This window comes from Streptomyces sp. EDA2-14 (genome assembly GCF_054963755.1).
The window spans coordinates 154,590-177,941 of sequence record NZ_JBUEGE010000004.1 but is presented as its reverse complement, the minus strand read 5'-3'; the positions used below and the strand labels follow the sequence as shown (position 1 = coordinate 177,941).

Sequence of the window (23,352 nt, the reverse complement as noted above, 5' to 3'; positions counted from 1 at the left end):
GGGGTCAGAAGCGGAAGACGTAGCCGGTCGCCGCCGACATCTCGCAGGCGCTCCCGAAGGTCTTGTGCCAGCCGATCGGCCGGTCGCGATGCGTGCCGACCGCCTCGACCGTGACCGGGCTGTACTCCTTGGTGCACATCCGCCGGTCGGCGGGGAGCGCGTCCAGGTCGCCGTCCGCCGCGTCGAGGGCGGCGCAGGCCTCGGCGGCGTACGGGTGGCGGCCCGAGGGCTCGGGTGCGCAGTCGAGACGGACGCCGCGCATCCAGGTGTGCTCGGCGCCGGAGACGGTCAGGAAGAGGCCGCTCTCGGGCTCCGGCCCGGGCTCGGCGGTCGCGGCGTGGGCCGGGGCGGCCGCGGCGAGGGACAGGAGCGCGGCGGCGGCCAGGTGGACGGGGCGCATGCGGGAAACCTCCGGGGCTGGGACGTCGAGGTGGGAACAGCGCACCTGCCGGGGCCTCCCCCGCCAAGCGGACGCGCCGTGCGGGCCGCCGACTGGGCCCGATCGGGCTCTCGCGTCGGCGCTGACGATTGGTTACTGTGCGCACGCACGGGGCGGTGAAAGGTCACTGCGGTACCGCGCTGCAGCGGTCCATGTGGTTCGTGGGGGAAGGCGATCGGGATGTTCTACCGGCTGCTCAAATACGTGATCCTCGGGCCGCTGCTGCGGCTCATGTTCCGGCCCAGGATCGAGGGCCTGGAGCACATACCGGAGGCCGGCGCGGCGATCGTCGCCGGCAATCATCTGTCGTTCTCCGACCACTTCCTGATGCCCGCGATCATCAAGCGGCGGATCACGTTCCTGGCGAAGGCCGAGTACTTCACCGGACCAGGCATCAAGGGCCGCCTCACCGCCGCGTTCTTCCGCAGCGCGGGCCAGATTCCGGTCGACCGCTCGGGCAAGGAGGCCGGGCAGGCGGCGATCCGCGAGGGCCTCGGGGTGCTGCGCCGCGGCGAGTTGCTCGGTATCTACCCGGAGGGCACGCGCTCGCACGACGGGCGCCTCTACAAGGGCAAGGTCGGCGTCGCGGCGATGGCGCTCAAGGCGCAGGTGCCGGTGGTGCCGTGCGCGATGATCGGCACCTTCGAGGCGCAGCCTCCGGGCCAGAAGATTCCGAACCTGCGCCGGGTGACCATCCGCTTCGGGGAGCCGCTGGACTTCTCGCGGTACATCGGGATGGACGGCGAGAAGGCGGTCCTGCGGGCGGTCACCGACGAGATCATGTACGCGATCCTGAAGCTGTCCGGGCAGGAGTACGTCGACAAGTACGCGGCCCTGGTGAAGGCGGAGGCCGAGGAGGAGAAGGCCCGGAGGTTCCCGCGGCTGCCGCTGAGTTGATCTCCGGGGGGTTCCGCGCTCTGCGCAGAGCAGATTCCGGGGACCGGGCGGCCCGCAGCGACGTACGGTCCGGTCATGAAGAGAGCTTTGGTGATCGGTGCGGCGGGGCAGATCGGGCGGCCGACGGTGCGGGCGCTCGCGGAGGACGGCTGGGAGGTGACGGCGGCCTCGCGCGGCGGCGGCCGGGACGCGGGGTGGCCCGACGGGGTGCGGGCGGTGCGGCTCGACCGGGAGGACGGGGACGCCGTCGCGGCGCTCGTCGGGGACGGGGCCGACCTCGTCGTGGACCTCGTCGCCTTCACGCCGGACCACGCGCGGCAGCTCGCGGGGCTCGCCGACCGGATCGGTTCGGCGGTCGTGGCCTCCAGCGCGGCGGTGTACGAGGACGAGCAGGGGCGCGGCTTCCACACGCAGGAGGAGCCGGACGGCTGGCCGTACTATCCCGTGCCGATCCCGGAGACCCAGCCGACGGCGGCGGCGGGCGACGGCCTGCGAGCGCGCAAGGTGCGGATCGAGCAGGATCTGCTGGCTCTCGGCGAACGGCTGCCGACGACCGTGCTGCGACCGTCCGCCGTGCACGGCCCGTACTGCCGCACCCCCCGGGAGCTCTACTTCGTCAAGCGGAACCTGGACGGTCGCCGTACGCGCGTTCTCGCGTACAACGGCGAGAGCCGCTTCCATCCGGCGAGCGTACGGAACCTGGCGGAGCTGGTACGGCTCTCGGCGGCGCGGCCCGGATCCCGGGTCCTGAACGCGGCGGACCCCGACCATCCCTCGGTCGCCGGGATCGGCGCGATGATCGACGAGCTGATGGGCGTCGAGACGGAGACGGTGCTCGTGGACGGTCCTCCCCCCGCGCCGAACGTCGGGGACAGCCCGTGGTCGGTGCCGCGGCCCCTGATCCTCGACATGTCCGCCGCCGAGCGGGAGCTGGGCTACAAGCCGGTGACGACGTACGCCGACGCGCTGCCGGAGACGGTCGAGTGGCTGACCGCGCGGCTGCGGGAGCGGGACTGGGAGGCCGGCTTCCCGAAGATGGTCGCGTCGTACACGACCGGGATCTTCGACTACACGGCCGAGGACGCCTGGCTGGCGTCCCGGGCCGCGTAGCGCGCGACTAGCCGGTTACGGCTTGGGCGTGGCGTGCGGGGCGCACGTCACGTCCTTGCCGTCGGTCTTGCCGGTGAGCAGGTAGGTGTCGACCCGGTCGTTGACGCAGGGGTTGGTCAGACCGGTGACGCCGTGCGAGCCCGCGTCCTTCTCGGTGATGAGGCGGGAGCCCTTGAAGCGCTTGTGCAGCTCGACGGCGCCCTCGTACGGGGTGGCGGCGTCGCGCTCGGACTGCACGATCAAGACCTGCGGCAGGCCCTTGCCGGTCTTCACGTCCAGCGGCGTCTGCTGCTTGGTCTTCCAGGTGGCGCACGGCAGGTTCATCCACGCGTTGGCCCACGTCATGAACGGGTACTGCTTGTGGAGCGCGGTGTTGTCCTTGTCCCACTTGGACCAGCTGGTGGGCCACTTGGCGTCGGCGCACTCGACGGCCGTGTAGACGGCGTTGCTGTTCTCCGAGGCTGCGTTGCCCGCGGTGTCGGACATGTCCGGGGCGGCGGCGTCGACCAGGGCCTGCGTGTCACCGGCGACGTACTTGCTCCACACCTGGGCGGTGGGCACCCACGCGGAGTCGTAGTACGGCGCGCTCTGGAAGAAGGCGATCAGCTCGGCCGGGCCGAGGACCCCGCCGATGGGGTTCTTCTTCGCGGCGGCGCGCAGCGTCTCCCACTGCTGCTGGACCTTGGCGCGGGTGTCGCCGAGGTGGTAGGTCGCGTCGTTCTTGGCGACCCAGTCCTGCCAGTCCTTCCAGCGGCCCTCGAAGGCGATGTCCTGGTTCAGGTTGGCCTGGTACCAGATGTTGCTCTTGGCCGGGTTGACGACGCTGTCGACGATCATGCGGCGGACGTGGCCCGGGAAGAGCGTGCCGTAGACGGCGCCCAGGTAGGTGCCGTAGGAGACGCCGAGGTAGTTGAGCTTCTTCTCGCCGAGGGCGGCCCGGATGACGTCGAGGTCGCGCGCGGTGTTCGGCGTCGTCATCTGCGGCAGCATCTCGGCGCTCTTGTCGTAGCAGCCGTCCGCGTACTCCTTGGCGAGCTTGCGCTGGGCGAGCTTGTCGGCCTCGGAGTCGGGCACCGGGTCGGCCTTGGGCGCCTTGACGAACTCCTGCGGGTCGACGCAGGAGATCGGCGCGGAGTGGCCGACGCCGCGCGGGTCGAAGCCGACGAAGTCGTAGGCCTTCGCCATCTTCGCGTAGATCGGGTTCTTGGTGGTCACGCGCGTCGGGAAGCGCATGCCGGAGCCGCCGGGGCCGCCGGGGTTGTAGACGAGGGAGCCCTGGCGCTCGTCCTTCGTGCCGGTGCTGCCGATGCGGTCGACGGCGAGCTTGATCTGCTTGCCGTTCGGCTTCGTGTAGTCGAGCGGCACGCTGACCCAGCCGCACTGGATGGGCTTGGCGAGGCCCCAGTCCGCGGGACAGTCCTTCCAGTCGACGCCGGCCTTCGCGGCCTTGGCGGCGGCGAGGACGGCGCCGCGCGCCTCGCGGTCGGCGCTGCTGCCGGACTTCGGGGCGTCGGCCTGGGCCGCGGGGGCGGTGACCGCACCCGCTATCAGCGCCGCGGCGGCGAACGCGCCCGCGGAACCGATCACCGCCTTCCGGCTGCCGCGCGCTGTCTGTCTGGTCCGTCTCAAGTGGGGCCTCCCGCACATCGATTCGATCCGTACGTCGATCGTGTTGCTGATCGGTACGCGGATCCTGCCGCGTGCGGGGCCCCTTGCAACAGACAAGTCCGAGTTCTTGACCAAACCGATAAACGGTGTGGGCCGACCCGGTGAGCGGTCAGCCCAGTCGGCCGAGCGCCTCGTCGAGCGTTCTGCGCAGCCGCAGCGCGTCCGGCGCGACCGCCGTGACCAGCACGGCAGGGCCCGCGAGGGGCGTGAGCGCGGCCGTTCCCGCGTCGTCGAGGACCGCGGCGGAGGGCTTGTCCGTATCGAACTCCGGACGGACGACAACCAGTTGCCCGAGGGCCCGGTGACCGGCCAGCACGGCCGGGCCGTCCCAGCCGCCCGGCGCGCCCGGACCGCAGGCCAGCTCCTGGTCGAGCAGCGGCCGACCTGCGCGGTACACGGTGAGCCGGCTGGTGAGCCGCCCCGGCTCCTCCGCGACCCGCCCGAGCACCTGCTCCTCGCGGAGCACGAGCCGGGCACCCGGCGCGAGATCGGCGCGCGTGGTCACCCGCAGATCGCTCCCGCCGGCCGAGATCAGCTGCTCGGGCAGCCAGTCGAGGCGCGCCCCGTCGGCCACGTCGAGCCGTACGTCGTAGTGGGCCTCGCCCTTGGCCTGCCCCGGCAGGGCGATGGTCGCGGCGATCGAGCCCACGTGCAGATGGGCGCCTTCCTCGGCACGTGCCTCCACGGTGAAGCGGTCGCCGCCGAGCGGGCCGCTCATGGCGCCGACGAGCATGACGCGGGCCTCGTCGGCGCTCGCGCCGCGCGTACGGCGCAGCGCGAACGAGCCCTCGCCCTCCAGGACGGGCAGCACGGTGCCGCCCCGCCCGTTGCCGCGGGCGGCGATCCGGGCGGTGGACCGGACTCCGGCGCTCACGCGGTCCACGCGGCGAGCTGCGCCCGCACCCAGGCCGCGACGTCCCCGACGCCGACCTCGGAGCGCAGGGACTGCAGCACGACGGGGAGTTCGGCGCGCGCCTCCTTGGCGTCGGCCTCCATCCGCGCGAGGTCGGAGCCGACGTACGGGGCGAGGTCGGTCTTGTTGATGACGAGCAGGTCGGCGGTGGTGACGCCGGGGCCGCCCTTGCGCGGGATGTCGTCGCCGCCGGCGACGTCGATGACGAAGATCTGCGCGTCGATGAGCCCCTTGGAGAAGGTGGCGGTGAGGTTGTCGCCGCCGGACTCGACGAGGATCAGGTCGAGCGGGCCGACCTCGTCCTCCAGGTCCTCGACGGCCTCCAGGTTCGCGGAGATGTCGTCACGGATCGCGGTGTGCGGGCAGGCGCCGGTCTCGACGGCGGCGATCCGCTCGGGCGGCAGCACGGCCTCGCGCAGCAGGAACGCGGCGTCCTCGCGCGTGTAGATGTCGTTGGTGACGACGGCGAGCGACAGTTCCTCGCGCAGCGCGCGGCACAGCGCGGCGACGGTGGCGGTCTTGCCCGAGCCGACGGGCCCGCCGAGCCCGATCCGCAGCGCCCGCCGGGTCCCGTCGGGCCGGTGGGCGTCGGCGGAGACGGCGGAGGCTTCGTCGTGGGTGTGTCCGAGGTGCATGGTGATCCACGGCTCCAATCTGTTCTGTGCGGGCCTTCCAGCCCGCCTTTGTACGAGAGGCACGAGGCCGTTCAGGCCGAAAGGGGGTCCGGGGGCGAAGCCCCCGGGGTGCGGCGGACCCCGCTAGGACGCGAACAGCCGCACAGGCCAGGCCGCATGCGCCTCTGCGCCGATCTCCAGCAGCGGCGCGGACCCGGCCGGCAGCGCGTCGACACCGAGCTCGACGGCCCGCCGCGCCGCCTCCACGGCGTCCGCGACCACCCGGTCGACCTCGGGCGCGAGCCGCGCCAGCGCCCCGGTGGCGTCGAACGGGTCGAGGCTCAGCAACCGCACCACCGCGGTCGCCGCCCCGCCCACCCCTTCGTACGCGGAGCAGTACGCGGCGTCCTCGGGTCCGAGGCCGGCCGCCCGTGCGGCGAGCCCGAGCACGACCGGCTGGTGCGCGCCCTTGGGGAACTGCCGCGCCAGGGCGTCGAGTTCGGGATGCGGCCAGGTGGCGCGGGCGGCCCGCATCATCTGCCGACCGAGCTTGCGCGCGGTGACCCGCAGCGCGGCCGAGGGCGTACGGGCGTCGGCGGCCGTGTCGAGGGTGACGGGGTCGATGCCGAGGGCGGCCGCCGCGGCGAGGGCGGCGGTCACGGCGCCGCTGGTGTGCAGGCGACCCCGGCAGAAGTCCTCCAGGCTCGCCGCGTCGGTGATGCGCCCCGCCTTGACGGCGGCCTCCGCCCCGCCGGAGTGGGCGTGCCCACCGGCGGGGAAGCGGCCGTCGGCCAGGACGAGCAGTGCGGCGCGCGTCATGACGTACGCGCCCGGTTCACTCGAACCCGCATCAGAACAGGAAGTACCGCTGCGCGAGCGGCAGTTCGGCGGCAGGGGCGGGTTCGACGAGCTCGCCGTCGATGGTCACGGCGAACGAGTCGGCGGCGACCTCGACGCGCGGCAGCGCGTCGTTGTTGACCATGTCGGACTTGCCGCGGCCACGCGTCGAGTGGATCGGCACGAAGGACCGCCCGAGCCCGAGCCGCTCCGGCAGCCCGTCCTCGATGGCCCACTCGCTGGTGAAGTTGACCGAGTTGGACTGCGGCGCCTTGCCGTACGCCCCGTACATCGGGCGCGGCAGGACCGGCTGCGGCGTGGGGATGGACGCGTTGCCGTCGCCCATCTGCGCGTACGCGATCTGCCCGCCCTTGACGACGAGCTGGGGCTTCACGCCGAAGAACTTCGGGTCCCAGAGCACCAGGTCGGCGAGCTTGCCGGGCTCGACGGAGCCGACCTCGTGCTCGATGCCCTGCGAAACGGCCGCGTTGATCGTGTACTTGGCGACGTAGCGGCGGGCGCGCGCGTTGTCGGCGCGGGTGTCGCCGGGCAGGAACCCGCGGCGGCGCTTCATCACGTGCGCGGTCTGCCAGGTCCGCATGATGACCTCGCCGACGCGGCCCATGGCCTGCGAGTCCGAGGACATGATCGAGATGGCGCCGAGGTCGTGCAGGATGTCCTCGGCCGCGATGGTGGTGGGCCGGATGCGGGACTCGGCGAAGGCCAGGTCCTCGGGCACCGCCGGGTTGAGGTGGTGGCAGACCATCAGCATGTCGAGGTGTTCCTCGACGGTGTTGACGGTGTGCGGCCGGGTCGGGTTGGTGGAGCTCGGCAGCATGTTGGGCAGCGACACCGCGGTGATCATGTCGGGTGCGTGTCCGCCGCCCGCGCCCTCGACGTGGAAGGCGTGCAGGGTGCGCCCGGCGACCGCGTCGAAGGTGTCCTGGACGAAGCCGGCCTCGTTCAACGTGTCGGAGTGGATGGCGAGCTGGACGCCGGACTCCTCGCAGACGTCGAGGCAGGCGTCGATCACGGCCGGGGTCGCGCCCCAGTCCTCGTGGATCTTGAAGCCGATGGCCCCGCCGCGCAGCTGGGCGCGCATCGAGTCCTTCGACATGGTGTTGCCCTTGCCGAGGAAGCCGATGTTGACCGGGCTGTTCTCCATCGCCGCGAACATCCGGGCGAGGTGCCAGGAGCCGGGGGTGATGGTGGTGGCCTTGGAACCCTCGGCGGGGCCGGTGCCGCCGCCCACGAGCGTGGTGACGCCCGAGGCGAGGGCCTCGTCGAACTGGGTCGGCGAGATGAAGTGGATGTGGGTGTCGATGCCGCCCGCGGTGACGATCTTGCCGTTGCCCGCGATGATCTCGGTGTCCGGACCGAGGACGAGGTCGGGGTGGACGCCGTACATGGTGTCCGGGTTGCCGGCCTTGCCGATGGCCGTGATGCGGCCGTCGCGGATGCCGATGTCGGCCTTGACGATGCCCCAGTGGTCGATGATGACGACACCGGTGATGACCGTGTCCGGGGTGCCGTCGGCGCGGGTGGCGCGCGACTGGCCCATGGACTCACGGATGACCTTGCCGCCGCCGAACACGGCCTCGTCGCCGGAGAGTCCGGGGCCGCCGGAGCGGTCCTCCTCGATCTCGACGAGCAGATCGGTGTCGGCGAGCCGTATACGGTCGCCGGTGGTGGGACCGAACAGATCGGCGTAGGCGGCACGGGACAACTCAGGCATCGAGGGCACCTCCGGTCTCGCCGCGCAGGCCGGTGACGATGCGATTGCCTGCGAGGTCTACGAGTTCGACGTCTACGGGGATGCCGGGCTCGAAGCGAACGGCGGTGCCCGCGGCGATGTTCAGCCGCTTGCCGCGGGCGGCGGCGCGGTCGAAGTCGAGGCCGGGATTGGCCTCGAAGAAGTGATAGTGGGAGCCCACCTGGATGGGCCGGTCGGCGGCGTTGAGCACCGTCATACGCAGGACGTCGCGGCCCTCGTTGTAGGCGACCGGCTCGTCGGCGAACAGTATTTCTCCGGGAATCATGACTTCCGCGCCCCCGTCAGACGATCGGCTCGTGGACGGTGACGAGCTTGGTGCCGTCCGGGAACGTCGCCTCGACCTGCACGTCGTGGATCATCTCGGGGATGCCGTCCATGACGTCGTCGCGCGTGAGCAACTTGCGGCCGGATGCCATGAGTTCGGCGACGGTGCGCCCGTCCCGGGCGCCTTCGAGAATGTGCGAGGTGATCAGTGCGACCGCCTCGGGGTGATTGAGTTTGAGACCCCGGGCCCGACGCTTCTCGGCGACGTCGGATGCCACATGGATGAGCAGTCTCTCCTGCTCGTGCGGGGTCAGTTGCACGAATCCCACCTCACAGTCCTTCACGCCGGGCCGTGCGGGTCCGGCTGCCGCGGCCACCGCGACGGCTCTAGATGTAACACACAAGGAATCCGCACAACTGTGCCGACCCCTGGCATGAAAAGCCGTCGATGACCTGGGACGTAAGGCTAATTGGGGGGAGTTTCAACGACGTTAACCGTCGCTTGACCCTCTTATTGCTGAACGCCGACCGCGCTACCTGATCTCGGGGCCACGATGCTCGGCGGCAATACCGAACCTTTGCTGTTCGCCGGGAGCGGACGGAAGCGACCCGATCCGTGACACAGACGTGATCACAGCTTCATCCACGGGGTCGCCCGCGGACTCCCCCATCGCCTCGAGTCGCTCCAGGTCGGCGGCGGAGACCAGGGCGACGAGCGGCTTCCCGTGCCGGGTGACGACCACACGGTCGCCGCCGTACACGACGCGGTTGATCAGATCGGCGAGCTCAGCCCTGGCTTGCGTCACCGGAATCTCGTAGGCCATGCTCCCATCGTACGTCATGTACGTCCTGTACATTTTTACAGGAGGCAGCGTCCTGAGCGTCGTTGCGAGCGTCTTGAGGAGGCACCATGACCCGTCCGTCCGGCCGCTACGTCCTGCCCGAGTTCACTGAGCGCACCAGCTCGGGGAGCCGCACCCTCGACCCGTATTCGAAGCTCCTGGAAGAGCGCATCGTCTTCCTCGGGACGCCGATCGACGACATCTCGGCGAACGATGTGATGGCGCAGTTCATGCACCTCGAGTACCTGGCGCCCGACCAGGACATCTCCCTGTACATCAACTCGCCGGGCGGCTCGTTCAGCGCGATGACCGCGCTCTACGACACGATGCAGTTCGTCAGTTGCGACGTGTCGACGACCTGCCTGGGGCAGTGCTCGTCCGTGGCGGCGGTGCTGCTCGCGGCGGGGACGCCGGGCAAGCGGATGACGCTGCCCGGCGCGCGCGTGGTGATCGACCAGCCCGCGCTGCCCGAGCCGACCCAGGGGCAGCCGAGCGACCTGGAGATCTACGCGAGCGAACTGACGCGCATGCGGGACCAGTTGGAGGAGCTGCTCGCCCGGCACTCGGCGCACAGCAAGGAAGAGGTCAGCGCGGACATCGAGCGGGACACCGTACTGACGGCCGAGCAGGCCCTCCAGTACGGACTGGTCGACCACGTCGTGGAGAACCGGACGGCGACACTGCACTCCCCCGGTACGAGGTGACCGGCCGATGTATCCACCCGAACTTCCACCGCTGCCCGCGCTCACCCGCGCCGAGTGCGAGCTCGTGGACCGCTACCTGGAGGTGGTCGACCTCATCGCGCGGATCAACCCGGCCAGGGGCGACGACACGTACAGCGGGCTGCGCGCGGCGCAGGCGCTGGTGAGCCGGGCGACGGAGCTCCGGGACGCGCTGACCCTGATGCACCAGAGGGGCGAGAGCCGGGTGCACGCACACACGCTGGCGCGGGCGCTGCGCGTCCTCGACGGGGAGCGGCGCACCCAGCGGGTCACCCTGCCGCCAGAACCCGTCAGTTGAAGTCGGAAAACATTCACCGGGCAAGCAAAAGGCGACCTGAATCGTTCCGCCGCGATCCGAACCGTCCCGCGGGCGATCCAAACGACCCAGATGGGGTACCCCGTACGGCCTAGCCCCCCGTACGTCGACGAGCCCGGCAGAGTTGCGCACACGCTGTGGGCGTACATCGGAATTCGATGTTCCGCCCCTGGTGCGGGGCTCGTCGTGTCTCGCCGAGTGCGGGCGAATGCCGCACCGTCCACCTGAATGGGTCAAGGGTGACGAGCCTCACTTACCGCCGGTTCAGCTCGGTTTTCACGTCGGCCTTGCGTGAAGATCCCTTGCGACGACAAGCCCCCGCCACCGCGGCGGGGCGGTCCGCACGGACGCCGAGTCCTGCCGCCGTGCGGATGCCAGGTCGACAGGAGTGCATCGGCAGGAGTGGAGGACCCGAGCACGACGGGCCCCCGCCGCACCTCTTCAGAGGCCGCGACGGACGGTCCTTGGGGTGAAGCCGCACCACGCGGCCGGGCAACTTCGCCGGCCCGAACCCGACAGGTCATCCTTCACAGGCGGCTGACGAAGGGTTGCGCATGACTGCGCTGAATCGTGTTCCGTCGCTGCTGACCCGGGCGAGTGCCGCTTCCGCCCTCTCCATCGCCGTCGCCGGCGCGGGGCTCATGGTCCCCGGCGCCGCCACCGAGGCATCAGCAGCCTCGGCGTCCGTCAGGGCACTGCACATCGCGGCGTCCAAGAAAGGTGCGCCATACCAGTGGGGCGCTACCGGGCCGCACCGGTTCGACTGCTCCGGCCTCACGCTCTACTCGTTCAAGCGGGCCGGCAAGAAACTGCCCCGCACCGCGGCTCAGCAGTACAACAAGACCCGGCACATCGCGAAATCCCATCGCACCCGTGGTGACCTGGTGTTCTTCCGTTCCGGCAGGAGCATCTACCACGTCGGGATCTACGCGGGAAAGGGCCGGATCTGGCACTCTCCGAAAACCGGCTCCGTGGTCCGGCTCGAGCGGATCTGGACGAACAGCGTCTCGTACGGCCGGGTGCGGTGAGCGGCAGCGCTCGCGCTTGAGGGCTGCTTTCGCGGATACTCGTAAGAGATGCACGAGCGCAACGAGACGCCTCTGGAGCGCGCCGATCGGAACTTCGGCGAGCTCCTCCAGGAGCTCCGGGTCACGCAGACCGGAGTGCAGTTCCTGTTCGCCTTCTTGCTGACGCTCGCGTTCACTACGCGTTTCCCGTCGCTCGACGAGGTCCAAAGGGCCACGTACGTCGCGACACTGCTGCTCACGGTCATCGCGGCCGCGCTGCTCACGGCGCCGGCCGCGGTGCACCGGATGCTGTTCCAGCTGGGTGCGAAGCGGCAGATTGTACGGGTGTCCTCGCGGCTCGCCGCCTACGGGATGGCGGCACTCGTGCTCGCGCTGAGCGGGTCCGTACTGCTCGTGGTCGATGTGACGGTCGGCAGGGCGGGCGGGGTCGCGGCGGGCGCGGGGACATTCTGCTTCTGTACGGGACTGTGGGGGCTGCTGCCGTGGCTGATGCGGCGCGCGCTGCTCAAGCGGGACGGCTGAGCCGCCGTCACCGGACGGCCTTCGCCTGCCCGTTGTCCCCGCTGGCCAGCACCATCCAGGGCAGCGCGATCCACACCGTCTTTCCGCCCTCGGGCGTCGGGCGCACGGACAGGCTGCCGCCGCACTCCGCCGTGAGACAGCGGATGATGACCATGCCTCTGCCGTTGTCCTGCTGGACCGCCGCGGGCAGCCGCTTGGGGTAGCGGGGGTGACTGTCGGTGACGCCGATGCGCAACTGCTCGTCACGCTCCAGCTCGATGCCGACGGTGAACGTGGGTGACTGGCCGAGGGTGTGCTGCACCGCGTTGGTCGCCAGTTCGGAGACGATCAGGCGGATGGTCTCCGCCACCTCCGACCCGACCGGCATGCCCCATTCCGCCAGTACGGTACCGACGTACCTGCGGGCCGTGGAGACCGAGGCGGGATCGCTCGGCAGCGTGACGGATGCTTCCTGGTGATCTGCCATGACGACGTGTCCCTTTCCCGCCGAGGTGGCTCGTCCGGCCTCGCGGATCGCTGGCGCGCGGGCCCCGGCAACTGCTTCGCGCCAGATTGCCACTTGGACCTACCAGTGTGGTGGCGATCCCCCAAGATATGCATATATCTGTCGCTCGATGCGGTGAACTCTGCGACGGTAGACCGTATTTGGGTCGGCGCCCGCTCCTTCCTCTACCGTCTGCTCAGAAACGCGCCCCCGAGTGGGCCGGGAGGGAGCCCGGCCGGGTGGCGCGAGGAGCCGGAGGAGTCCTCCATGAAGTACGGTCCCGCGGTACGTCGTCGCAAGCTCGGTGCCGAACTGCGGACGCTGCGCGTCCAGGCCGGCCTCACGAGCGGGGAGGCGGCGAGGCTGGTCGGATGGCATCAGTCGAAGGTGAGCAGGATCGAGACAGGGCGCAGTGGCGTGAAGCCGTCGGACGTACTGCGCCTGCTCGACGCGTTCGAGGCGCGCGATCCCCAACTGCGCGAATTGGTCGTTGCGTTGGCCGGTGGCAACGAGGCCGGCGGGCACCATTGGTGGCACGCGTACCGGGGGCTGCTGCCGCCCGCGTACCGGGATTTCATCAGCCTGGAGTCACAGGCGTGCCGCATCAGGACCCTGGAGACCAGCGTCGTGCCGGGTCTGCTGCAGACACCCGAGTACGCGTACGCGGTGACGCGCTCGGTGCTGAACGGGGCGCCGGACCGGCACATCAACGCGCTGGTGGAGGTGCGGCTCGCGCGGCAGGACGTGTTGCGCGCCGAGCCGCCGCTGCGGCTCACCGCGGTGCTCGACGAGGCGGTACTGCGCCGGGAGGTGGGCGGAAGCGGCGTACTCCGTAGGCAGTTGGTGCACCTGGCGGAGGCGGCGGCCATGCCGCATGTCCGGATTCATGTGCTGCCGTTCTCGTCAGGGGGCCATATCGGCCTGACCGGACCTTTCGTTGTGTTCTCTTTTCCGAACACTTCTGATCTGGATGTGGTTGTTCTCGACCATTTGACGAGTAGCCTCTACCTCGAACGGAAAGAAGACCTCAAGGCGTATACAGACGCCTTCGACGCTCTTCTGCTCCATGCCAGGTCACCCGAGGATTCCTTGGAATTCATCGCAGAGATTGCCGGGTAAGCGAGGTCGCCGACACCTCGTCGTGCGCCGGCAGCGCGAGAGGAGGCACCATGACCGCACTGCCTCGGTATGTTCCGTCCGTTCCTACCGTCGCGTGCAGTACGTCGCTCACCGGCGTCCGATGGCGGCGCAGCAGCCGCAGCACGGGCGCCAACAACTGTGTGGAGGCGGCCCCGTTGAGCACGAGCGCCACGGCCGGCCTGCTGGCCGTCCGTGACTCCAAGCGCACGACGGGACCCGCACTTCTGTTCACGTCCACGACGTGGCGGAGGTTCGTCAACTCCCTGCGGTAACCGCTCCCTCGGGAGCATTGCGGCTGATCACCCGGACGGCCTCGGCGACCTCGGTCGCCGTCAGGTCGGCTCGGGCGGTCAGCCGCAGTCGTGCGATGCCGTCGGGCACGGACGGCGGCCGGAAGCACCCCACCGAGAGCCCCTCATCGCGGCAGTCCGCCGCCCAGCGCACCGCCGCGTCGGGCGAGGGGGCACGCACGGAGACGACCGCGGCATCGGGCCGTACGGCCAACAGCCCTTCAGACGTGAGCAGTTGGTACAGAGAATCCGCTACGTCCCGTGCCCGCGCAGCACGCTCGGGTGCGCGGCGCAGCAGCCGCAGGGCCGCGAGGGCAGCGCCGCACGCGGCCGGGGCGAGTCCCGTGTCGAAGATGAAGGTGCGGGCCGCGTTGACGAGATGGTCGATGACATGGGCCGGGCCGAGCACCGCGCCGCCCTGGCTGCCGAGGGACTTGGAGAGGGTGACGCTGACGACGGTGTCGGGGCCGCCCGCGAGGCCCGCCGCGTGCGGGACGCCGCGCCCACCGGGGCCGACCACGCCGAGACCGTGCGCGTCGTCGATGATCAGCCCCGCCCCGGCCTCCCGCGCCACTCGCGCGAGTTCGGCGACGGGCGCCTGGTCGCCGTCGACCGAGAACACCGAGTCGGTGACGACGACGGCGGGCCCCTCGTGCGTGCCGAGCGCCTTGCGAACGGCTTCCGGGTCCGCGTGCGGGGCCACCTGCGTGACGCCGCGGGCGAGCCGGCAACCGTCGATCAGCGAGGCGTGGTTGCCCGCGTCGGACACGATCAGCGAGCCGTGCGGGGCGAGCGCGGTGACGGCGGCGAGATTCGCCGCGTACCCGGAGGAGAAGACGAGGGCCGCCTCGAAACCGCAGAACTCGGCCAGTTCGCGCTCCAGCTCGGCGTGCAGTTCCGTGCTGCCCGTGACCAGGCGTGACCCGGTGGCGCCGCCGCCCCACCGGCGGGCGGCCGCCGCCGCGCCCTCCACCACCTCCGGGTGGCGGGCGAGCCCGAGATAGTCGTTGCTCGCGAGGTCGAGCACCTCGCTCTCCGCTGGGCGCGGGCGCAAGGTGCGCACGAGACCGGCGGCCTCGCGGGCGCCGCGCTCCGCGCCGATCCAGCCGAACGCGCGTGTGTGGGCCGTCGTCATGGCTCCCCCGTCGAGTGCCGCGGTTTGTAGGTAATGCACAGACACTAGCCGCCGTGCCACAGGGGCAGGGTGTGGCAATACCCACACGTCATCCGCCGTCCTTTGTAGAGAGTCTCCTTTCCACGGGAGCACGGGATAGGCAAGGATCAGGGCCCATGAACCTGCTGAACACGCTGGTGGACAAGGGGCTTCGGCGCGAACTGCCGAGCCGTGAAGAGGCGCTCGCGGTACTGGCGACGCCGGACGACGAACTGCTCGACGTGGTGGCCGCGGCCGGCAAGGTGCGCCGCCAGTGGTTCGGGCGACGGGTGAAGCTCAACTATCTGGTGAACCTCAAGTCCGGACTGTGCCCGGAGGACTGCTCGTACTGCTCGCAGCGCCTCGGTTCGAAGGCGGAGATCCTCAAGTACACGTGGCTGAAGCCCGACGAGGCCTCGAAGGCGGCGGCCGCCGGGGTCGCGGGCGGCGCCAAGCGGGTGTGCCTGGTGGCGAGCGGGCGCGGGCCGACCGACAAGGACGTGGACCGGGTCGCGCGGACCATCGACGCGATCAAGTCCGAGAACGAGGGCGTGGAGGTGTGCGCCTGCCTCGGCCTGCTCGACGACGGACAGGCCGAGCGGCTGCGCGGCGCGGGCGCCGACGCGTACAACCACAACCTGAACACCTCCGAGGCGACGTACGGCGACATCACCACGACGCACACGTACGCGGACCGCGTCGACACCGTGAAGAAGGCGCACGGGGCGGGCCTTTCCGCCTGTTCCGGCCTGATCGCGGGCATGGGCGAGAGCGACGAGGACCTGGTCGACGTCGTCTACGGGCTGCGTGAGCTCGACCCCGACTCGGTGCCGGTCAACTTCCTGATCCCGTTCGAGGGGACACCGCTGGCCAAGGAGTGGAACCTGACGCCGCAGCGGTGTCTGCGGATCCTCGCCATGGTGCGGTTCGTGTGCCCGGACGTGGAGGTACGGATCGCGGGCGGCCGTGAGGTGCACCTGCGGTCGATGCAGCCGCTCGCGCTGCACATCGCCAACTCCATCTTCCTCGGCGACTACTTGACGAGCGAGGGCCAGGCGGGCAAGGCCGACCTGGACATGATCGCGGACGCCGGGTTCGAGGTGGAGGGCACCGACCGGGTGACCCTGCCGGAGCACCGGGCCGGTGGCGGATGCGGATCGGCGTGCGAGCCCGCGTCCTCGTCCTCGTGCGGGTCGTCCTCGTCCGAGGATGAGGCGGAAGCCGGAGCCGAGACGGCTCGGACCGACCTCGTGGCCGTACGTCGTCGGGGCGCGGGGACGGATCTGGCGCCCAATGCCTGAGTCGAACGTGGCCGAACTGCTCGACCTGGACCGGCGCCACGTCTGGCACCCGTACGGTCCGATGCCCGGCACGCAGGCACCCCTGGTCGTCGAGTCGGCGGCCGGGGTGCGGCTGCGGGTCGCGGGCCACGGCGAGCTGGTCGACGGGATGTCGTCGTGGTGGTCGGCGATCCACGGCTACCGGCACCCGGTCCTCGACGAGGCGGCGCACGGGCAGTTGGGGCGGATGAGCCATGTGATGTTCGGCGGACTCACGCACGAGCCGGCGGTACGGCTCGTGGAACGCCTTGTCGACATGTCGCCGGAGGGCCTGGAGCATGTGTTCCTCGCCGACTCGGGGTCCGTGTCGGTCGAGGTCGCCCTGAAGATGTGCCTGCAGTACTGGCGTTCGCTCGGCCGCCCGGAGAAGCGGCGGATGCTGACGTGGCGCGGCGGCTACCACGGTGACACCTGGCAGCCGATGTCCGTGTGCGACCCGGAGGGCGGGATGCACGGGCTGTGGGCGGGGGTGCTGCAGGAGCAGATCTTCGTCGACGCGCCGCCGAGCGGGTTCGACGCGTACGACGCGTCGTACGCGGAGCAGTTGCGGGAGGCGATCGGACGGCACGCGCACGAGGTGGCGGCCGTGATCGTGGAGCCCGTGGTGCAGGGAGCGGGCGGGATGCGGTTCCACTCCCCCGCGTATCTGCGGGCGCTGCGGGAGGCGTGCGACGCGCACGACGTGCTGCTGGTGTTCGACGAGATCGCCACGGGGTTCGGGCGGACCGGGGAGCTGTTCGCGGCCGACCATGCGGGGGTGGCGCCCGATGTGATGTGCGTCGGGAAGGCGTTGACCGGTGGCTATCTGACGATGGCGGCGACGCTGTGCACGGCGCGGGTCGCCGAGGGGATCTCGCGGGGCGAGGTGCCGGTGCTCGCGCACGGGCCGACGTTCATGGGGAATCCGCTGGCGTCGGCGATCGCCTGCGCCTCGATCGATGTGCTGCTCGGGCAGGACTGGCGGGGTGAGGTGAAGCGGATCGAGACCGGGCTGAGCGAGGGCCTGGCGCAGGCGCGCGGGGTGAACGGGGTGCGGGACGTCCGCGTGCTCGGCGCCATCGGCGTCGTCCAGCTCGACCACGAGATCGACATGGCGGCGGCGACGCGGGCCGCGGTCGCGGAGGGCGTGTGGCTGCGGCCGTTCCGGGACCTCGTCTACACGATGCCGCCGTACGTCACGAGTGACGAGGATCTGGCACGGATCGGTCGCGCGGTGTGCGCGGTCGCGCGGGAAGGGTGAGTGGTGACGTGAGCGTGTTGGTGGTGACCGGGACCGGCACCGAGGTGGGCAAGACGGTGACGACGGCCGCGGTGGCGGCCGTCGCGGCGCGGGCCGGGCGTTCGGTGGCCGTGCTCAAACCGGCGCAGACGGGCGTCGCGCCCGGCGAGCCGGGGGACGTCGACGAGGTGGTGCGGCTCGCCGGGGACGCGGTGACGGGGATCGAGCTGGCGCGGTATCCGGAGCCGCTCGCGCCGGGCACCGCGGCGGCGCGGGCCGGGCTCGCGCCCGTGCGGCCGTGGCAGGTGGTCGAGGCCGTGGAGAAGTTGGCGGCGTCGCACGATCTGGTGCTGGTGGAGGGGGCGGGGGGCCTGCTCGTGCGGTTCGACGAGGAGGGCTCCACGTTGGCGGACGTGGCGGCGGAGCTCGGGGCGCCGGTGCTGGTGGTGGCGGCGGCCGGGCTCGGAACGTTGAACTCCGTGCAGTTGACGGGTGAGGCGTTGCGGGCGCGGGGGCTGCGCCAGGCGGGGGTCGTCATCGGCAGCTGGCCGGCAGAACCGGGCCTCGCGGAGCGCTGCAACGTGGTGGATCTGCCGGTGGTGGCCGGGGCGGACCTGGCGGGGGCGGTGTCGGCGGGGGCCGGAGCACTGACGCCGGAAGCGTTTCGGGGTACGGCGGAGCAGTGGCTCGGGGCGGACCTGGGTGGGGTGTGGGACGGAGGGGAGTTCAGGGCACGCGAGGGGGCGTCCTAGGGGCGCGGGTGGGTGGGCGACGGGGCTCACTCACCCGCAAGGATCCGCACCGCCCGACACGGGGAAGAAAGGAGGGTGAAGGGCAGTTCGCGGAGGAGGCGGTGACGTGGGGATCGGGAAGCAGGGGACGGTGGTCCGGCGGGGTGGGCGGCGGGGGGATGCCGTGCACCATCCCGTGTTCGCGCGGTACTACGCGCAGGCCGTCGAGCGCGTCGAACCCGTCATGGCCCCCGTACGGAAAGAGCTCGTCGCCGGGCTCTCCGGGCGGGTGCTGGAAATCGGCGCGGGGACCGGAATCGGGTTCGCGCACTATCCGGCCACGGTCTCCGAGGTCGTCGCGATCGAACCGGAGCGCACCCTGCGCCGGCTCGCCGTGGACGCGGCGCAGCGCGTGGACGTGCCGGTCGACGTGGTGCCGGGCGCCGCGGAGGCGCTGCCGGTGAAGAGCGAGGGGTACGACGCCGTGGTGCTCTGCACCGTGCTGTGCAGCGTGCGGGACGTGGCCCGGGCGCTCGGTGAGGTGCGGCGCGTGCTGCGTCCGAGCGGCGAGGTCCGGTTCTTCGAGCATGTGCGGGCTCCGGGGCGCGGCATGCGGCTCGTCCAGGGCGCCCTCGACCGGACCGTATGGCCGCTCTGTGTCGGCGGCTGCCACCTGCGACGGGACACGCTGGGTTCGCTGCGCGCGGCCGGGTTCGAGCTCGGCGCCCACCGCACGCTGACGATGCCGGGGCACGGGTCCCGGCAGCCGATGTCGACGTGCGTCCTGGGCACGGCCCGGCGCCCCGCAGAGGCCGACGGCCGCTCCTGACCTCACCGGAACCGGGCGTCACAGACTCCAGGTGCGGAGTTCCTTCTCGATGTCGTGGACCGTCGCCGTGCCCGTCTTCACCAGCCGCGCCAGATCGCGGATCTGCTCCGGTGACGTGACGATCTTCAGCCCGCTGGCGACGAGGTACGCGTAGGCGACGCCCGTCGCGAACATGATGTTCGAGCGCTCCAACGCCGGTACATGGATCAGGAGTTGGAGGAGCGACGCGGCGCGCGCGTACGGGGTCTCGTAGACGGGGACGTCGAATATCGCGGCCCGGTGGCGGGCGACCGCGCTCACGAGGGCGCCCCAGTCGGTGACCTGCGGGTCACCGGGCGTCTTCTGCTCCGCGACCATGAGCAGCCAGGCGAGGTCGATGGTGAGACGCGGCGGCTCACTCGACGAGGGTTCACTCAACGGGACGGCGCCGGCCTTCCGCTTCCGTACCGAACTCCTCGGCGAACACCGACTCGTACTGCTTCATGAAGTCGGCGGCGGCGTCGACGAACGTCCGCCCCTGCTCGCCCGCGTCGCGCTGCACCAGTTCCTCGATGTACCGGTTCACGCTCACCCCTCGGGCGAGCGCGCGCTCACGGGCGGCGCGGGCGGTGCCCTCTTCCACCCTGACGTTCAGCTGCGTCTTGGCCATGACTCCACGCTAGCGCTCTCGTGCTAGCACCGGCAAGGCGCGGACGATCGATCGCCTGTGCGACTCCCGCGCGGACCTCAACACTCTGACGGACGCTGTTGCACCGACCGGCTATCCTCGGGACCCTGACATCGAACCCGGTGCGCAACTGGCTTACAGAGTAAGGGAGTTGGGGTGGGGGACACGGGTGTGGTCAAGGATGCCGCGGTGGCCGCGCGGGCCCGGGACCTGACGAAGGCGTACGGCTCGGGCGAGACGCGGGTGCTCGCTCTCGACGGGGTGGACGTGGACATCGCGCGCGGCCGGTTCACGGCCGTGATGGGCCCTTCGGGCTCGGGAAAGTCCACGCTGATGCACTGCCTGGCGGGGCTCGACACGGTCTCGGCGGGACAGGTGTGGCTCGGTGACACGGAGATCACGGGGCTGAAGGAGCGCGAGCTGACGCGGCTGCGGCGGGACCGAGTGGGCTTCATGTTCCAGTCGTTCAACCTGATCCCGACGCTGAACGCGGCGGAGAACATCACGCTGCCGATGGACATCGCGGGCACGTCCCCCGACCGGCCGTGGCTGGAGCAGGTGATCGACACGCTCGGGCTGCGGGACCGGCTGAGCCACCGGCCCGCCCAGCTCTCCGGCGGGCAGCAGCAGCGCGTCGCGTGCGCGCGGGCGCTCGCCGCGCGCCCCGAGCTGATCTTCGCGGACGAGCCGACGGGGAACCTGGACTCGCGGGCCGGGCTCGAAGTCCTCGGATTCCTGCGCCAGGCCGTCGACGAGCTGGGCCAGACCGTGGTCATGGTGACCCACGACCCGGGCGCCGCCGCCCACGCCGATCTGGTCCTCTTCCTCGGTGACGGCCGCCTCGTGGACGAGATGCGGGAGCCGACCGCCGAGGCCGTCCTGGAGCGCATGAAGCAGTTCGACGTCGCGCGCCAGGCCGTCGCCGAGCAGCAGACCCCGCGGGCGTAGCCATGCTGAAGGCGACGTTGCGGAGCTTTCTCGCGCACAAGGGGCGCCTCGTCCTGTCCGCGCTCGCCGTCGTCCTGTCGGTGGCGTTCGTCGCGGGCAGCCTGATCTTCTCGGACACCGTGTCGCGCACCTTCGACCGGCTCTTCGCGTCGACGTCGGCGGACGTGCGGGTGGGCCCCAAGGCGGACGACTTCGACGAGTCCGTGCCGTCGGGCAGGGTGCGTACGGTGCCGGCCGCGCTGGCCGGGCGGATCGACCGGGTCGAGGGCGTGGCCGCCACGCACATTGACGCCGGGGTCGAGAACATCACGGTCGTCGACCGGCACAACAAGTCGGTCGGGCCGACCACCGGCGCGCCCACGATCGCCACCAACTGGGAGCCCACGGACCGCAGTCCGGTGCGCCTGACGTCGGGGAACGCCCCGCGCGGCCCCCGGCAGGCGCTGCTCGACGCCGACACCGCCGACAAGAAGCACGTCCGTATCGGGGACCCGCTCACCGTCATGGCGAAGCCCGGCTCGTTCAAGGTCGAGGTCGTGGGCATCGCCACGTTCCGTACGACGAACCCGGGCGCGGCCCTCGTCTTCCTGGACACGGCCACCGCCCAGCGCAGGCTGCTCGGCGGCACCGGTCGGGCGACGAGCATCGCGGTGGACGCGGCGCCGGGCGTCTCCGACGCGGCCCTGAAGCGGCGGATCGGCCGGGAGCTGGGCGGCGGCTACGACCTGAAGACGGCCGACGAGGAAGCGAAGTCGGCGGCCGAGGACCTGGGCGGGTTCCTCGACGTCATCAAGTACGTGATGCTGGGCTTCGCCGGGATCGCCGTGCTCGTCGGCGTGTTCCTGATCGTGAACACGTTCTCGATGCTGATCGCCCAGCGGACACGGGAGTTGGGGCTCCTCAGGGCGCTCGGCGCGGACCGCAGGCAGGTGCGCCGCTCGGTTCTCACGGAGGCGGTGCTGCTGGGTCTCGTCGGCTCGGCGACCGGTCTCGCGCTCGGTGTGGCGCTCGCGTACGGGCTCATCAAGCTGATGGGCGTCTTCGGGATGAACCTCAAGTCCACGGAGATGGTCGTGACGTGGGTGACGCCTGTGGCGTCGTTCGTGGTCGGCGTCGGGGTCACGTTCGTGGCCGCGTATCTGCCGTCCCGGCGCGCGGCCCGCGTCTCCCCCATGGCCGCCCTTGCCGATGCGGAGATCGCCGGTGTGGGGCGGCCCCTGCGGGTACGGGCGCTGGTCGGGGCGGTGATCGGCGCGGCCGGCGCCGCCGCGCTGATCGGGTGCTGGACGGCGGACGAGACCGGGCCCGCGGCCTCGCTGCTCGGCCTCGGCATCGTCCTCACGCTGATCGCGACGGTCGTCGCGGGGCCGCTCCTCGTACGTCCCGTGATCCGGGTCCTCGGCGGCGCGTTCCCCGCCGTGTTCGGCTCGGTCGGCCGGATGAGCCAGCGCAACGCGCTGCGCAACCCGCGCCGCACGGGCGCCACGGCCGCCGCCCTGATGGTGGGCCTCGCCCTCGTGGCGGGGATGTCGGTGGCGAGCGCCTCCATGAGCAAGTCGTTCGACCAGCAGATCGACGACACGCTGGGCGCCGACTTCACCGTGCAGAACGCCAACTTCATGCCGTTCCCGCAGGAGGTCACCCGGAGGATCCGGGCGACCGACGGCGTGGGCCTCGTCGTGCGCCAGCGGTTCACCGCGCTCGCCGTGCGCATGCCGGACGGGAAGCGCGTGAAGACGACGGCCGCCGCCTGGGACCGGCGCGTCGACGACGTCGCGCACGTCACGTACGCGCGGGGCGGCAGCGCCACCGGGCTCGCTCCCGGGCATCTGCTGCTGCAGAAGGAGTTCGCCGACGAGCACGGGGCGCGGATCGGCAGCGTGCTGCCCGTGGAGTTCCCCGGCGAGCGGCGCACGGAGCTGACCGTGGGCGCGCTGACCGACCAGGAGGCGAACGACTTCGGCATGTCCGGCGGCTTCGCGATGGGCATCCCCACGCTGAACCGGTACGCGCCGGGCGGCCAGGACTCGGCGGTGTACGTGAACGCAGCCTCCGGCACCTCCCCCGACACGCTGCGCGCCCGCCTGGAGAAGACGCTCGACCCGTATCCGCAGGTGCAGGTGCGCGACCTCGCCGACTACAAGGAGCTGGTGCACGGGCAGATCGCGGTGCTCCTGTACCTGGTGTACGCACTCCTTGGCCTGGCGATCGTCATCGCGGTGCTCGGCGTGGTCAACACCCTTGCCCTGTCGGTCGTGGAACGGACGCGGGAGATCGGGCTGCTGCGGGCGATCGGCCTCGCACGGCGCCAGTTGCGGCGCATGATCCGCCTGGAGTCGGTGGTGATCGCCGTGTTCGGGGCGGTGCTCGGGCTCGCGCTCGGCCTGGTGTGGGGCGTGGTCGCACAGCGGGTGCTCGCCCTGGAGGGCATGAAGGCGCTGGCGATTCCCTGGTCGACGATCGTCGCGGTGGTGATCGGCTCGGTGGTCGTGGGGCTCGCGGCGGCGCTGCTCCCGGCGCTGCGGGCGTCGCGGATGAACGTACTGGCGGCGATCGCGCACGAGTAGCGGGGCGGACGTAGGGTCGGCAGGGCAACTGGCCGCGT

27 protein-coding genes and 1 riboswitch are annotated in these 23,352 nt (G+C 71.2%); of the genes, 14 read left to right on the top strand and 13 right to left on the bottom strand.

Features of this window, described 5'->3' with window-relative positions; all coding sequences use genetic code 11:
* Nucleotides 1-4: 4 nt before the first annotated feature.
* Nucleotides 5-400: an SSI family serine proteinase inhibitor gene (locus ACY34M_RS13730; protein WP_462717886.1), complete on the bottom strand. Its 396-nt coding sequence runs from the start codon at nt 398-400 to the stop codon at nt 5-7.
* Nucleotides 401-619: 219 nt separating this feature from the next.
* On the opposite strand from ACY34M_RS13730, the gene ACY34M_RS13725 reads away from it, so the two are divergent.
* Both ACY34M_RS13725 and ACY34M_RS13720 read left to right on the top strand, forming a co-directional pair.
* Complete coding sequence (locus ACY34M_RS13725; RefSeq protein ID WP_462717885.1) at nt 620-1,336, top strand: lysophospholipid acyltransferase family protein; 717 nt, start codon at nt 620-622, stop codon at nt 1,334-1,336.
* 75 nt (nt 1,337-1,411) lie between these two features.
* On the top strand, nt 1,412-2,446 hold the full coding sequence (locus ACY34M_RS13720) for an NAD-dependent epimerase/dehydratase family protein (protein ID WP_462717884.1): 1,035 nt from the start codon (nt 1,412-1,414) through the stop codon (nt 2,444-2,446).
* A gap of 15 nt (nt 2,447-2,461) precedes the next feature.
* Here ACY34M_RS13720 and ACY34M_RS13715 read toward each other — a convergent pair whose 3' ends face one another.
* The 8 genes from ACY34M_RS13715 to ACY34M_RS13680 form a co-directional block, all read right to left on the bottom strand.
* Nucleotides 2,462-4,093 (bottom strand): alpha/beta hydrolase, encoded by a 1,632-nt coding sequence (locus tag ACY34M_RS13715; RefSeq protein ID WP_462718237.1) that lies wholly within the window; start codon nt 4,091-4,093, stop codon nt 2,462-2,464.
* Between the two features lie 130 nt (nt 4,094-4,223).
* Complete coding sequence (locus ACY34M_RS13710) at nt 4,224-4,988, bottom strand: urease accessory protein UreD (protein WP_462717883.1); 765 nt, start codon at nt 4,986-4,988, stop codon at nt 4,224-4,226.
* Entirely contained in the window at nt 4,985-5,662 is a 678-nt protein-coding gene (gene ureG, locus ACY34M_RS13705; RefSeq protein ID WP_356383195.1) for an urease accessory protein UreG, read from the bottom strand. Before ureG ends, ACY34M_RS13710 begins: the two co-directional genes overlap by 4 nt.
* 123 nt (nt 5,663-5,785) lie before the next feature.
* The gene (locus ACY34M_RS13700) at nt 5,786-6,460 is read right to left on the bottom strand and encodes an urease accessory protein UreF (protein ID WP_462717882.1); all 675 of its coding nucleotides are present in this window, start codon (nt 6,458-6,460) and stop codon (nt 5,786-5,788) included.
* A gap of 31 nt (nt 6,461-6,491) precedes the next feature.
* Nucleotides 6,492-8,213 carry an urease subunit alpha gene (locus ACY34M_RS13695; protein ID WP_462717881.1) on the bottom strand — a complete coding sequence of 574 codons (1,722 nt, stop codon included), beginning with the start codon at nt 8,211-8,213 and terminating at the stop codon, nt 6,492-6,494.
* The gene (locus tag ACY34M_RS13690; protein ID WP_462717880.1) at nt 8,206-8,517 is read right to left on the bottom strand and encodes an urease subunit beta; all 312 of its coding nucleotides are present in this window, start codon (nt 8,515-8,517) and stop codon (nt 8,206-8,208) included. Before ACY34M_RS13690 ends, ACY34M_RS13695 begins: the two co-directional genes overlap by 8 nt.
* A 16-nt stretch (nt 8,518-8,533) precedes the next feature.
* Nucleotides 8,534-8,836 carry an urease subunit gamma gene (locus tag ACY34M_RS13685; protein WP_326020178.1) on the bottom strand — a complete coding sequence of 101 codons (303 nt, stop codon included), beginning with the start codon at nt 8,834-8,836 and terminating at the stop codon, nt 8,534-8,536.
* 213 nt (nt 8,837-9,049) lie between these two features.
* Nucleotides 9,050-9,340, bottom strand: a complete 291-nt coding sequence (locus tag ACY34M_RS13680; protein WP_462717879.1) for a type II toxin-antitoxin system Phd/YefM family antitoxin — start codon at nt 9,338-9,340, stop codon at nt 9,050-9,052.
* An 86-nt stretch (nt 9,341-9,426) separates the two neighbouring features.
* Between ACY34M_RS13680 and ACY34M_RS13675 the strand changes: the two genes are divergently transcribed.
* The 4 genes from ACY34M_RS13675 to ACY34M_RS13660 all read left to right on the top strand — a co-directional run bounded on the left by ACY34M_RS13675 (nt 9,427) and on the right by ACY34M_RS13660 (nt 11,946).
* On the top strand, nt 9,427-10,062 hold the full coding sequence (locus tag ACY34M_RS13675; protein WP_462717878.1) for an ATP-dependent Clp protease proteolytic subunit: 636 nt from the start codon (nt 9,427-9,429) through the stop codon (nt 10,060-10,062).
* 7 nt (nt 10,063-10,069) lie between these two features.
* Nucleotides 10,070-10,378 carry a hypothetical protein gene (locus tag ACY34M_RS13670; RefSeq protein WP_462717877.1) on the top strand — a complete coding sequence of 103 codons (309 nt, stop codon included), beginning with the start codon at nt 10,070-10,072 and terminating at the stop codon, nt 10,376-10,378.
* Nucleotides 10,379-10,815: 437 nt separating this feature from the next.
* A riboswitch (cyclic di-AMP (ydaO/yuaA leader) is annotated at nt 10,816-10,947 on the top strand.
* A gap of 3 nt (nt 10,948-10,950) precedes the next feature.
* Nucleotides 10,951-11,424 (top strand): C40 family peptidase, encoded by a 474-nt coding sequence (locus tag ACY34M_RS13665; protein WP_462717876.1) that lies wholly within the window; start codon nt 10,951-10,953, stop codon nt 11,422-11,424.
* A gap of 48 nt (nt 11,425-11,472) precedes the next feature.
* The gene (locus ACY34M_RS13660) at nt 11,473-11,946 is read left to right on the top strand and encodes a DUF6328 family protein (RefSeq protein ID WP_462717875.1); all 474 of its coding nucleotides are present in this window, start codon (nt 11,473-11,475) and stop codon (nt 11,944-11,946) included.
* A gap of 7 nt (nt 11,947-11,953) precedes the next feature.
* On the opposite strand, the gene ACY34M_RS13655 is transcribed toward ACY34M_RS13660, so the two are convergent.
* Entirely contained in the window at nt 11,954-12,412 is a 459-nt protein-coding gene (locus ACY34M_RS13655; protein ID WP_462717874.1) for an ATP-binding protein, read from the bottom strand.
* A gap of 285 nt (nt 12,413-12,697) precedes the next feature.
* Between ACY34M_RS13655 and ACY34M_RS13650 the strand changes: the two genes are divergently transcribed.
* Together ACY34M_RS13650 and ACY34M_RS13645 are read left to right on the top strand one after the other, a co-directional pair.
* Nucleotides 12,698-13,549, top strand: coding sequence for a helix-turn-helix domain-containing protein (locus ACY34M_RS13650; protein WP_462717873.1), 852 nt, complete (start codon nt 12,698-12,700; stop codon nt 13,547-13,549).
* 50 nt (nt 13,550-13,599) lie between these two features.
* Nucleotides 13,600-13,842: a DUF397 domain-containing protein gene (locus ACY34M_RS13645; protein ID WP_462717872.1), complete on the top strand. Its 243-nt coding sequence runs from the start codon at nt 13,600-13,602 to the stop codon at nt 13,840-13,842.
* Here ACY34M_RS13645 and ACY34M_RS13640 read toward each other — a convergent pair.
* Nucleotides 13,826-14,995 carry an 8-amino-7-oxononanoate synthase gene (locus ACY34M_RS13640; protein ID WP_462717871.1) on the bottom strand — a complete coding sequence of 390 codons (1,170 nt, stop codon included), beginning with the start codon at nt 14,993-14,995 and terminating at the stop codon, nt 13,826-13,828. The two genes, ACY34M_RS13645 and ACY34M_RS13640, sit on opposite strands and share 17 nt — an antisense overlap.
* A 155-nt stretch (nt 14,996-15,150) precedes the next feature.
* On the opposite strand from ACY34M_RS13640, the gene bioB reads away from it, so the two are divergent.
* The 4 genes from bioB (at nt 15,151) to ACY34M_RS13620 (ending at nt 19,132) form a co-directional block, all read left to right on the top strand.
* The gene (gene bioB, locus ACY34M_RS13635) at nt 15,151-16,314 is read left to right on the top strand and encodes a biotin synthase BioB (RefSeq protein ID WP_462717870.1); all 1,164 of its coding nucleotides are present in this window, start codon (nt 15,151-15,153) and stop codon (nt 16,312-16,314) included.
* Nucleotides 16,307-17,593, top strand: a complete 1,287-nt coding sequence (locus ACY34M_RS13630; RefSeq protein ID WP_462717869.1) for an adenosylmethionine--8-amino-7-oxononanoate transaminase — start codon at nt 16,307-16,309, stop codon at nt 17,591-17,593. Before bioB ends, ACY34M_RS13630 begins: the two co-directional genes overlap by 8 nt.
* An 8-nt stretch (nt 17,594-17,601) precedes the next feature.
* The gene (gene bioD / locus ACY34M_RS13625) at nt 17,602-18,324 is read left to right on the top strand and encodes a dethiobiotin synthase (RefSeq protein ID WP_462717868.1); all 723 of its coding nucleotides are present in this window, start codon (nt 17,602-17,604) and stop codon (nt 18,322-18,324) included.
* A gap of 163 nt (nt 18,325-18,487) precedes the next feature.
* The gene (locus ACY34M_RS13620; protein ID WP_462717867.1) at nt 18,488-19,132 is read left to right on the top strand and encodes a class I SAM-dependent methyltransferase; all 645 of its coding nucleotides are present in this window, start codon (nt 18,488-18,490) and stop codon (nt 19,130-19,132) included.
* A gap of 18 nt (nt 19,133-19,150) precedes the next feature.
* Here the strand turns inward: ACY34M_RS13620 and ACY34M_RS13615 are convergent, their stop codons facing one another.
* Nucleotides 19,151-19,489, bottom strand: coding sequence for a fic family toxin-antitoxin system, toxin component (locus tag ACY34M_RS13615; protein WP_462718236.1), 339 nt, complete (start codon nt 19,487-19,489; stop codon nt 19,151-19,153).
* Nucleotides 19,490-19,541: 52 nt separating this feature from the next.
* Nucleotides 19,542-19,781, bottom strand: a complete 240-nt coding sequence (locus ACY34M_RS13610; RefSeq protein ID WP_462717866.1) for a toxin-antitoxin system HicB family antitoxin — start codon at nt 19,779-19,781, stop codon at nt 19,542-19,544.
* Between the two features lie 174 nt (nt 19,782-19,955).
* Between ACY34M_RS13610 and ACY34M_RS13605 the strand changes: the two genes are divergently transcribed.
* Together ACY34M_RS13605 and ACY34M_RS13600 are read left to right on the top strand one after the other, a co-directional pair.
* On the top strand, nt 19,956-20,747 hold the full coding sequence (locus ACY34M_RS13605; protein ID WP_462717865.1) for an ABC transporter ATP-binding protein: 792 nt from the start codon (nt 19,956-19,958) through the stop codon (nt 20,745-20,747).
* A gap of 2 nt (nt 20,748-20,749) precedes the next feature.
* A complete protein-coding gene (locus ACY34M_RS13600; RefSeq protein ID WP_462717864.1) occupies nt 20,750-23,314 on the top strand; it encodes an ABC transporter permease in 2,565 nt (854 codons plus the stop codon).
* Nucleotides 23,315-23,352: the final 38 nt, after the last annotated feature.

What these genes read in the sequence shown, in the direction of transcription:
- ACY34M_RS13690 (WP_462717880.1), bottom strand. Translation starts at nt 8,517, where the DNA reads ATGATTCCCGGAGAAATACTGTTCGCCGACGAGCCGGTCGCCTACAAC.
- ACY34M_RS13715 (WP_462718237.1), bottom strand. Translation starts at nt 4,093, where the DNA reads ATGTGCGGGAGGCCCCACTTGAGACGGACCAGACAGACAGCGCGCGGC.
- ACY34M_RS13600 (WP_462717864.1), top strand. Translation starts at nt 20,750, where the DNA reads ATGCTGAAGGCGACGTTGCGGAGCTTTCTCGCGCACAAGGGGCGCCTC.
- ACY34M_RS13615 (WP_462718236.1), bottom strand. Translation starts at nt 19,489, where the DNA reads ATGGTCGCGGAGCAGAAGACGCCCGGTGACCCGCAGGTCACCGACTGG.
- ACY34M_RS13640 (WP_462717871.1), bottom strand. Translation starts at nt 14,995, where the DNA reads ATGACGACGGCCCACACACGCGCGTTCGGCTGGATCGGCGCGGAGCGC.
- ACY34M_RS13665 (WP_462717876.1), top strand. Translation starts at nt 10,951, where the DNA reads ATGACTGCGCTGAATCGTGTTCCGTCGCTGCTGACCCGGGCGAGTGCC.
- ACY34M_RS13610 (WP_462717866.1), bottom strand. Translation starts at nt 19,781, where the DNA reads ATGGCCAAGACGCAGCTGAACGTCAGGGTGGAAGAGGGCACCGCCCGC.
- ACY34M_RS13650 (WP_462717873.1), top strand. Translation starts at nt 12,698, where the DNA reads ATGAAGTACGGTCCCGCGGTACGTCGTCGCAAGCTCGGTGCCGAACTG.
- ACY34M_RS13695 (WP_462717881.1), bottom strand. Translation starts at nt 8,213, where the DNA reads ATGCCTGAGTTGTCCCGTGCCGCCTACGCCGATCTGTTCGGTCCCACC.
- ACY34M_RS13655 (WP_462717874.1), bottom strand. Translation starts at nt 12,412, where the DNA reads ATGGCAGATCACCAGGAAGCATCCGTCACGCTGCCGAGCGATCCCGCC.
- ACY34M_RS13700 (WP_462717882.1), bottom strand. Translation starts at nt 6,460, where the DNA reads ATGACGCGCGCCGCACTGCTCGTCCTGGCCGACGGCCGCTTCCCCGCC.
- ACY34M_RS13645 (WP_462717872.1), top strand. Translation starts at nt 13,600, where the DNA reads ATGACCGCACTGCCTCGGTATGTTCCGTCCGTTCCTACCGTCGCGTGC.
- ACY34M_RS13720 (WP_462717884.1), top strand. Translation starts at nt 1,412, where the DNA reads ATGAAGAGAGCTTTGGTGATCGGTGCGGCGGGGCAGATCGGGCGGCCG.
- ACY34M_RS13730 (WP_462717886.1), bottom strand. Translation starts at nt 400, where the DNA reads ATGCGCCCCGTCCACCTGGCCGCCGCCGCGCTCCTGTCCCTCGCCGCG.
- ACY34M_RS13680 (WP_462717879.1), bottom strand. Translation starts at nt 9,340, where the DNA reads ATGGCCTACGAGATTCCGGTGACGCAAGCCAGGGCTGAGCTCGCCGAT.
- ACY34M_RS13670 (WP_462717877.1), top strand. Translation starts at nt 10,070, where the DNA reads ATGTATCCACCCGAACTTCCACCGCTGCCCGCGCTCACCCGCGCCGAG.
- ACY34M_RS13660 (WP_462717875.1), top strand. Translation starts at nt 11,473, where the DNA reads ATGCACGAGCGCAACGAGACGCCTCTGGAGCGCGCCGATCGGAACTTC.
- ACY34M_RS13725 (WP_462717885.1), top strand. Translation starts at nt 620, where the DNA reads ATGTTCTACCGGCTGCTCAAATACGTGATCCTCGGGCCGCTGCTGCGG.
- ureG (WP_356383195.1), bottom strand. Translation starts at nt 5,662, where the DNA reads ATGCACCTCGGACACACCCACGACGAAGCCTCCGCCGTCTCCGCCGAC.
- ACY34M_RS13630 (WP_462717869.1), top strand. Translation starts at nt 16,307, where the DNA reads ATGCCTGAGTCGAACGTGGCCGAACTGCTCGACCTGGACCGGCGCCAC.
- bioB (WP_462717870.1), top strand. Translation starts at nt 15,151, where the DNA reads ATGAACCTGCTGAACACGCTGGTGGACAAGGGGCTTCGGCGCGAACTG.
- ACY34M_RS13675 (WP_462717878.1), top strand. Translation starts at nt 9,427, where the DNA reads ATGACCCGTCCGTCCGGCCGCTACGTCCTGCCCGAGTTCACTGAGCGC.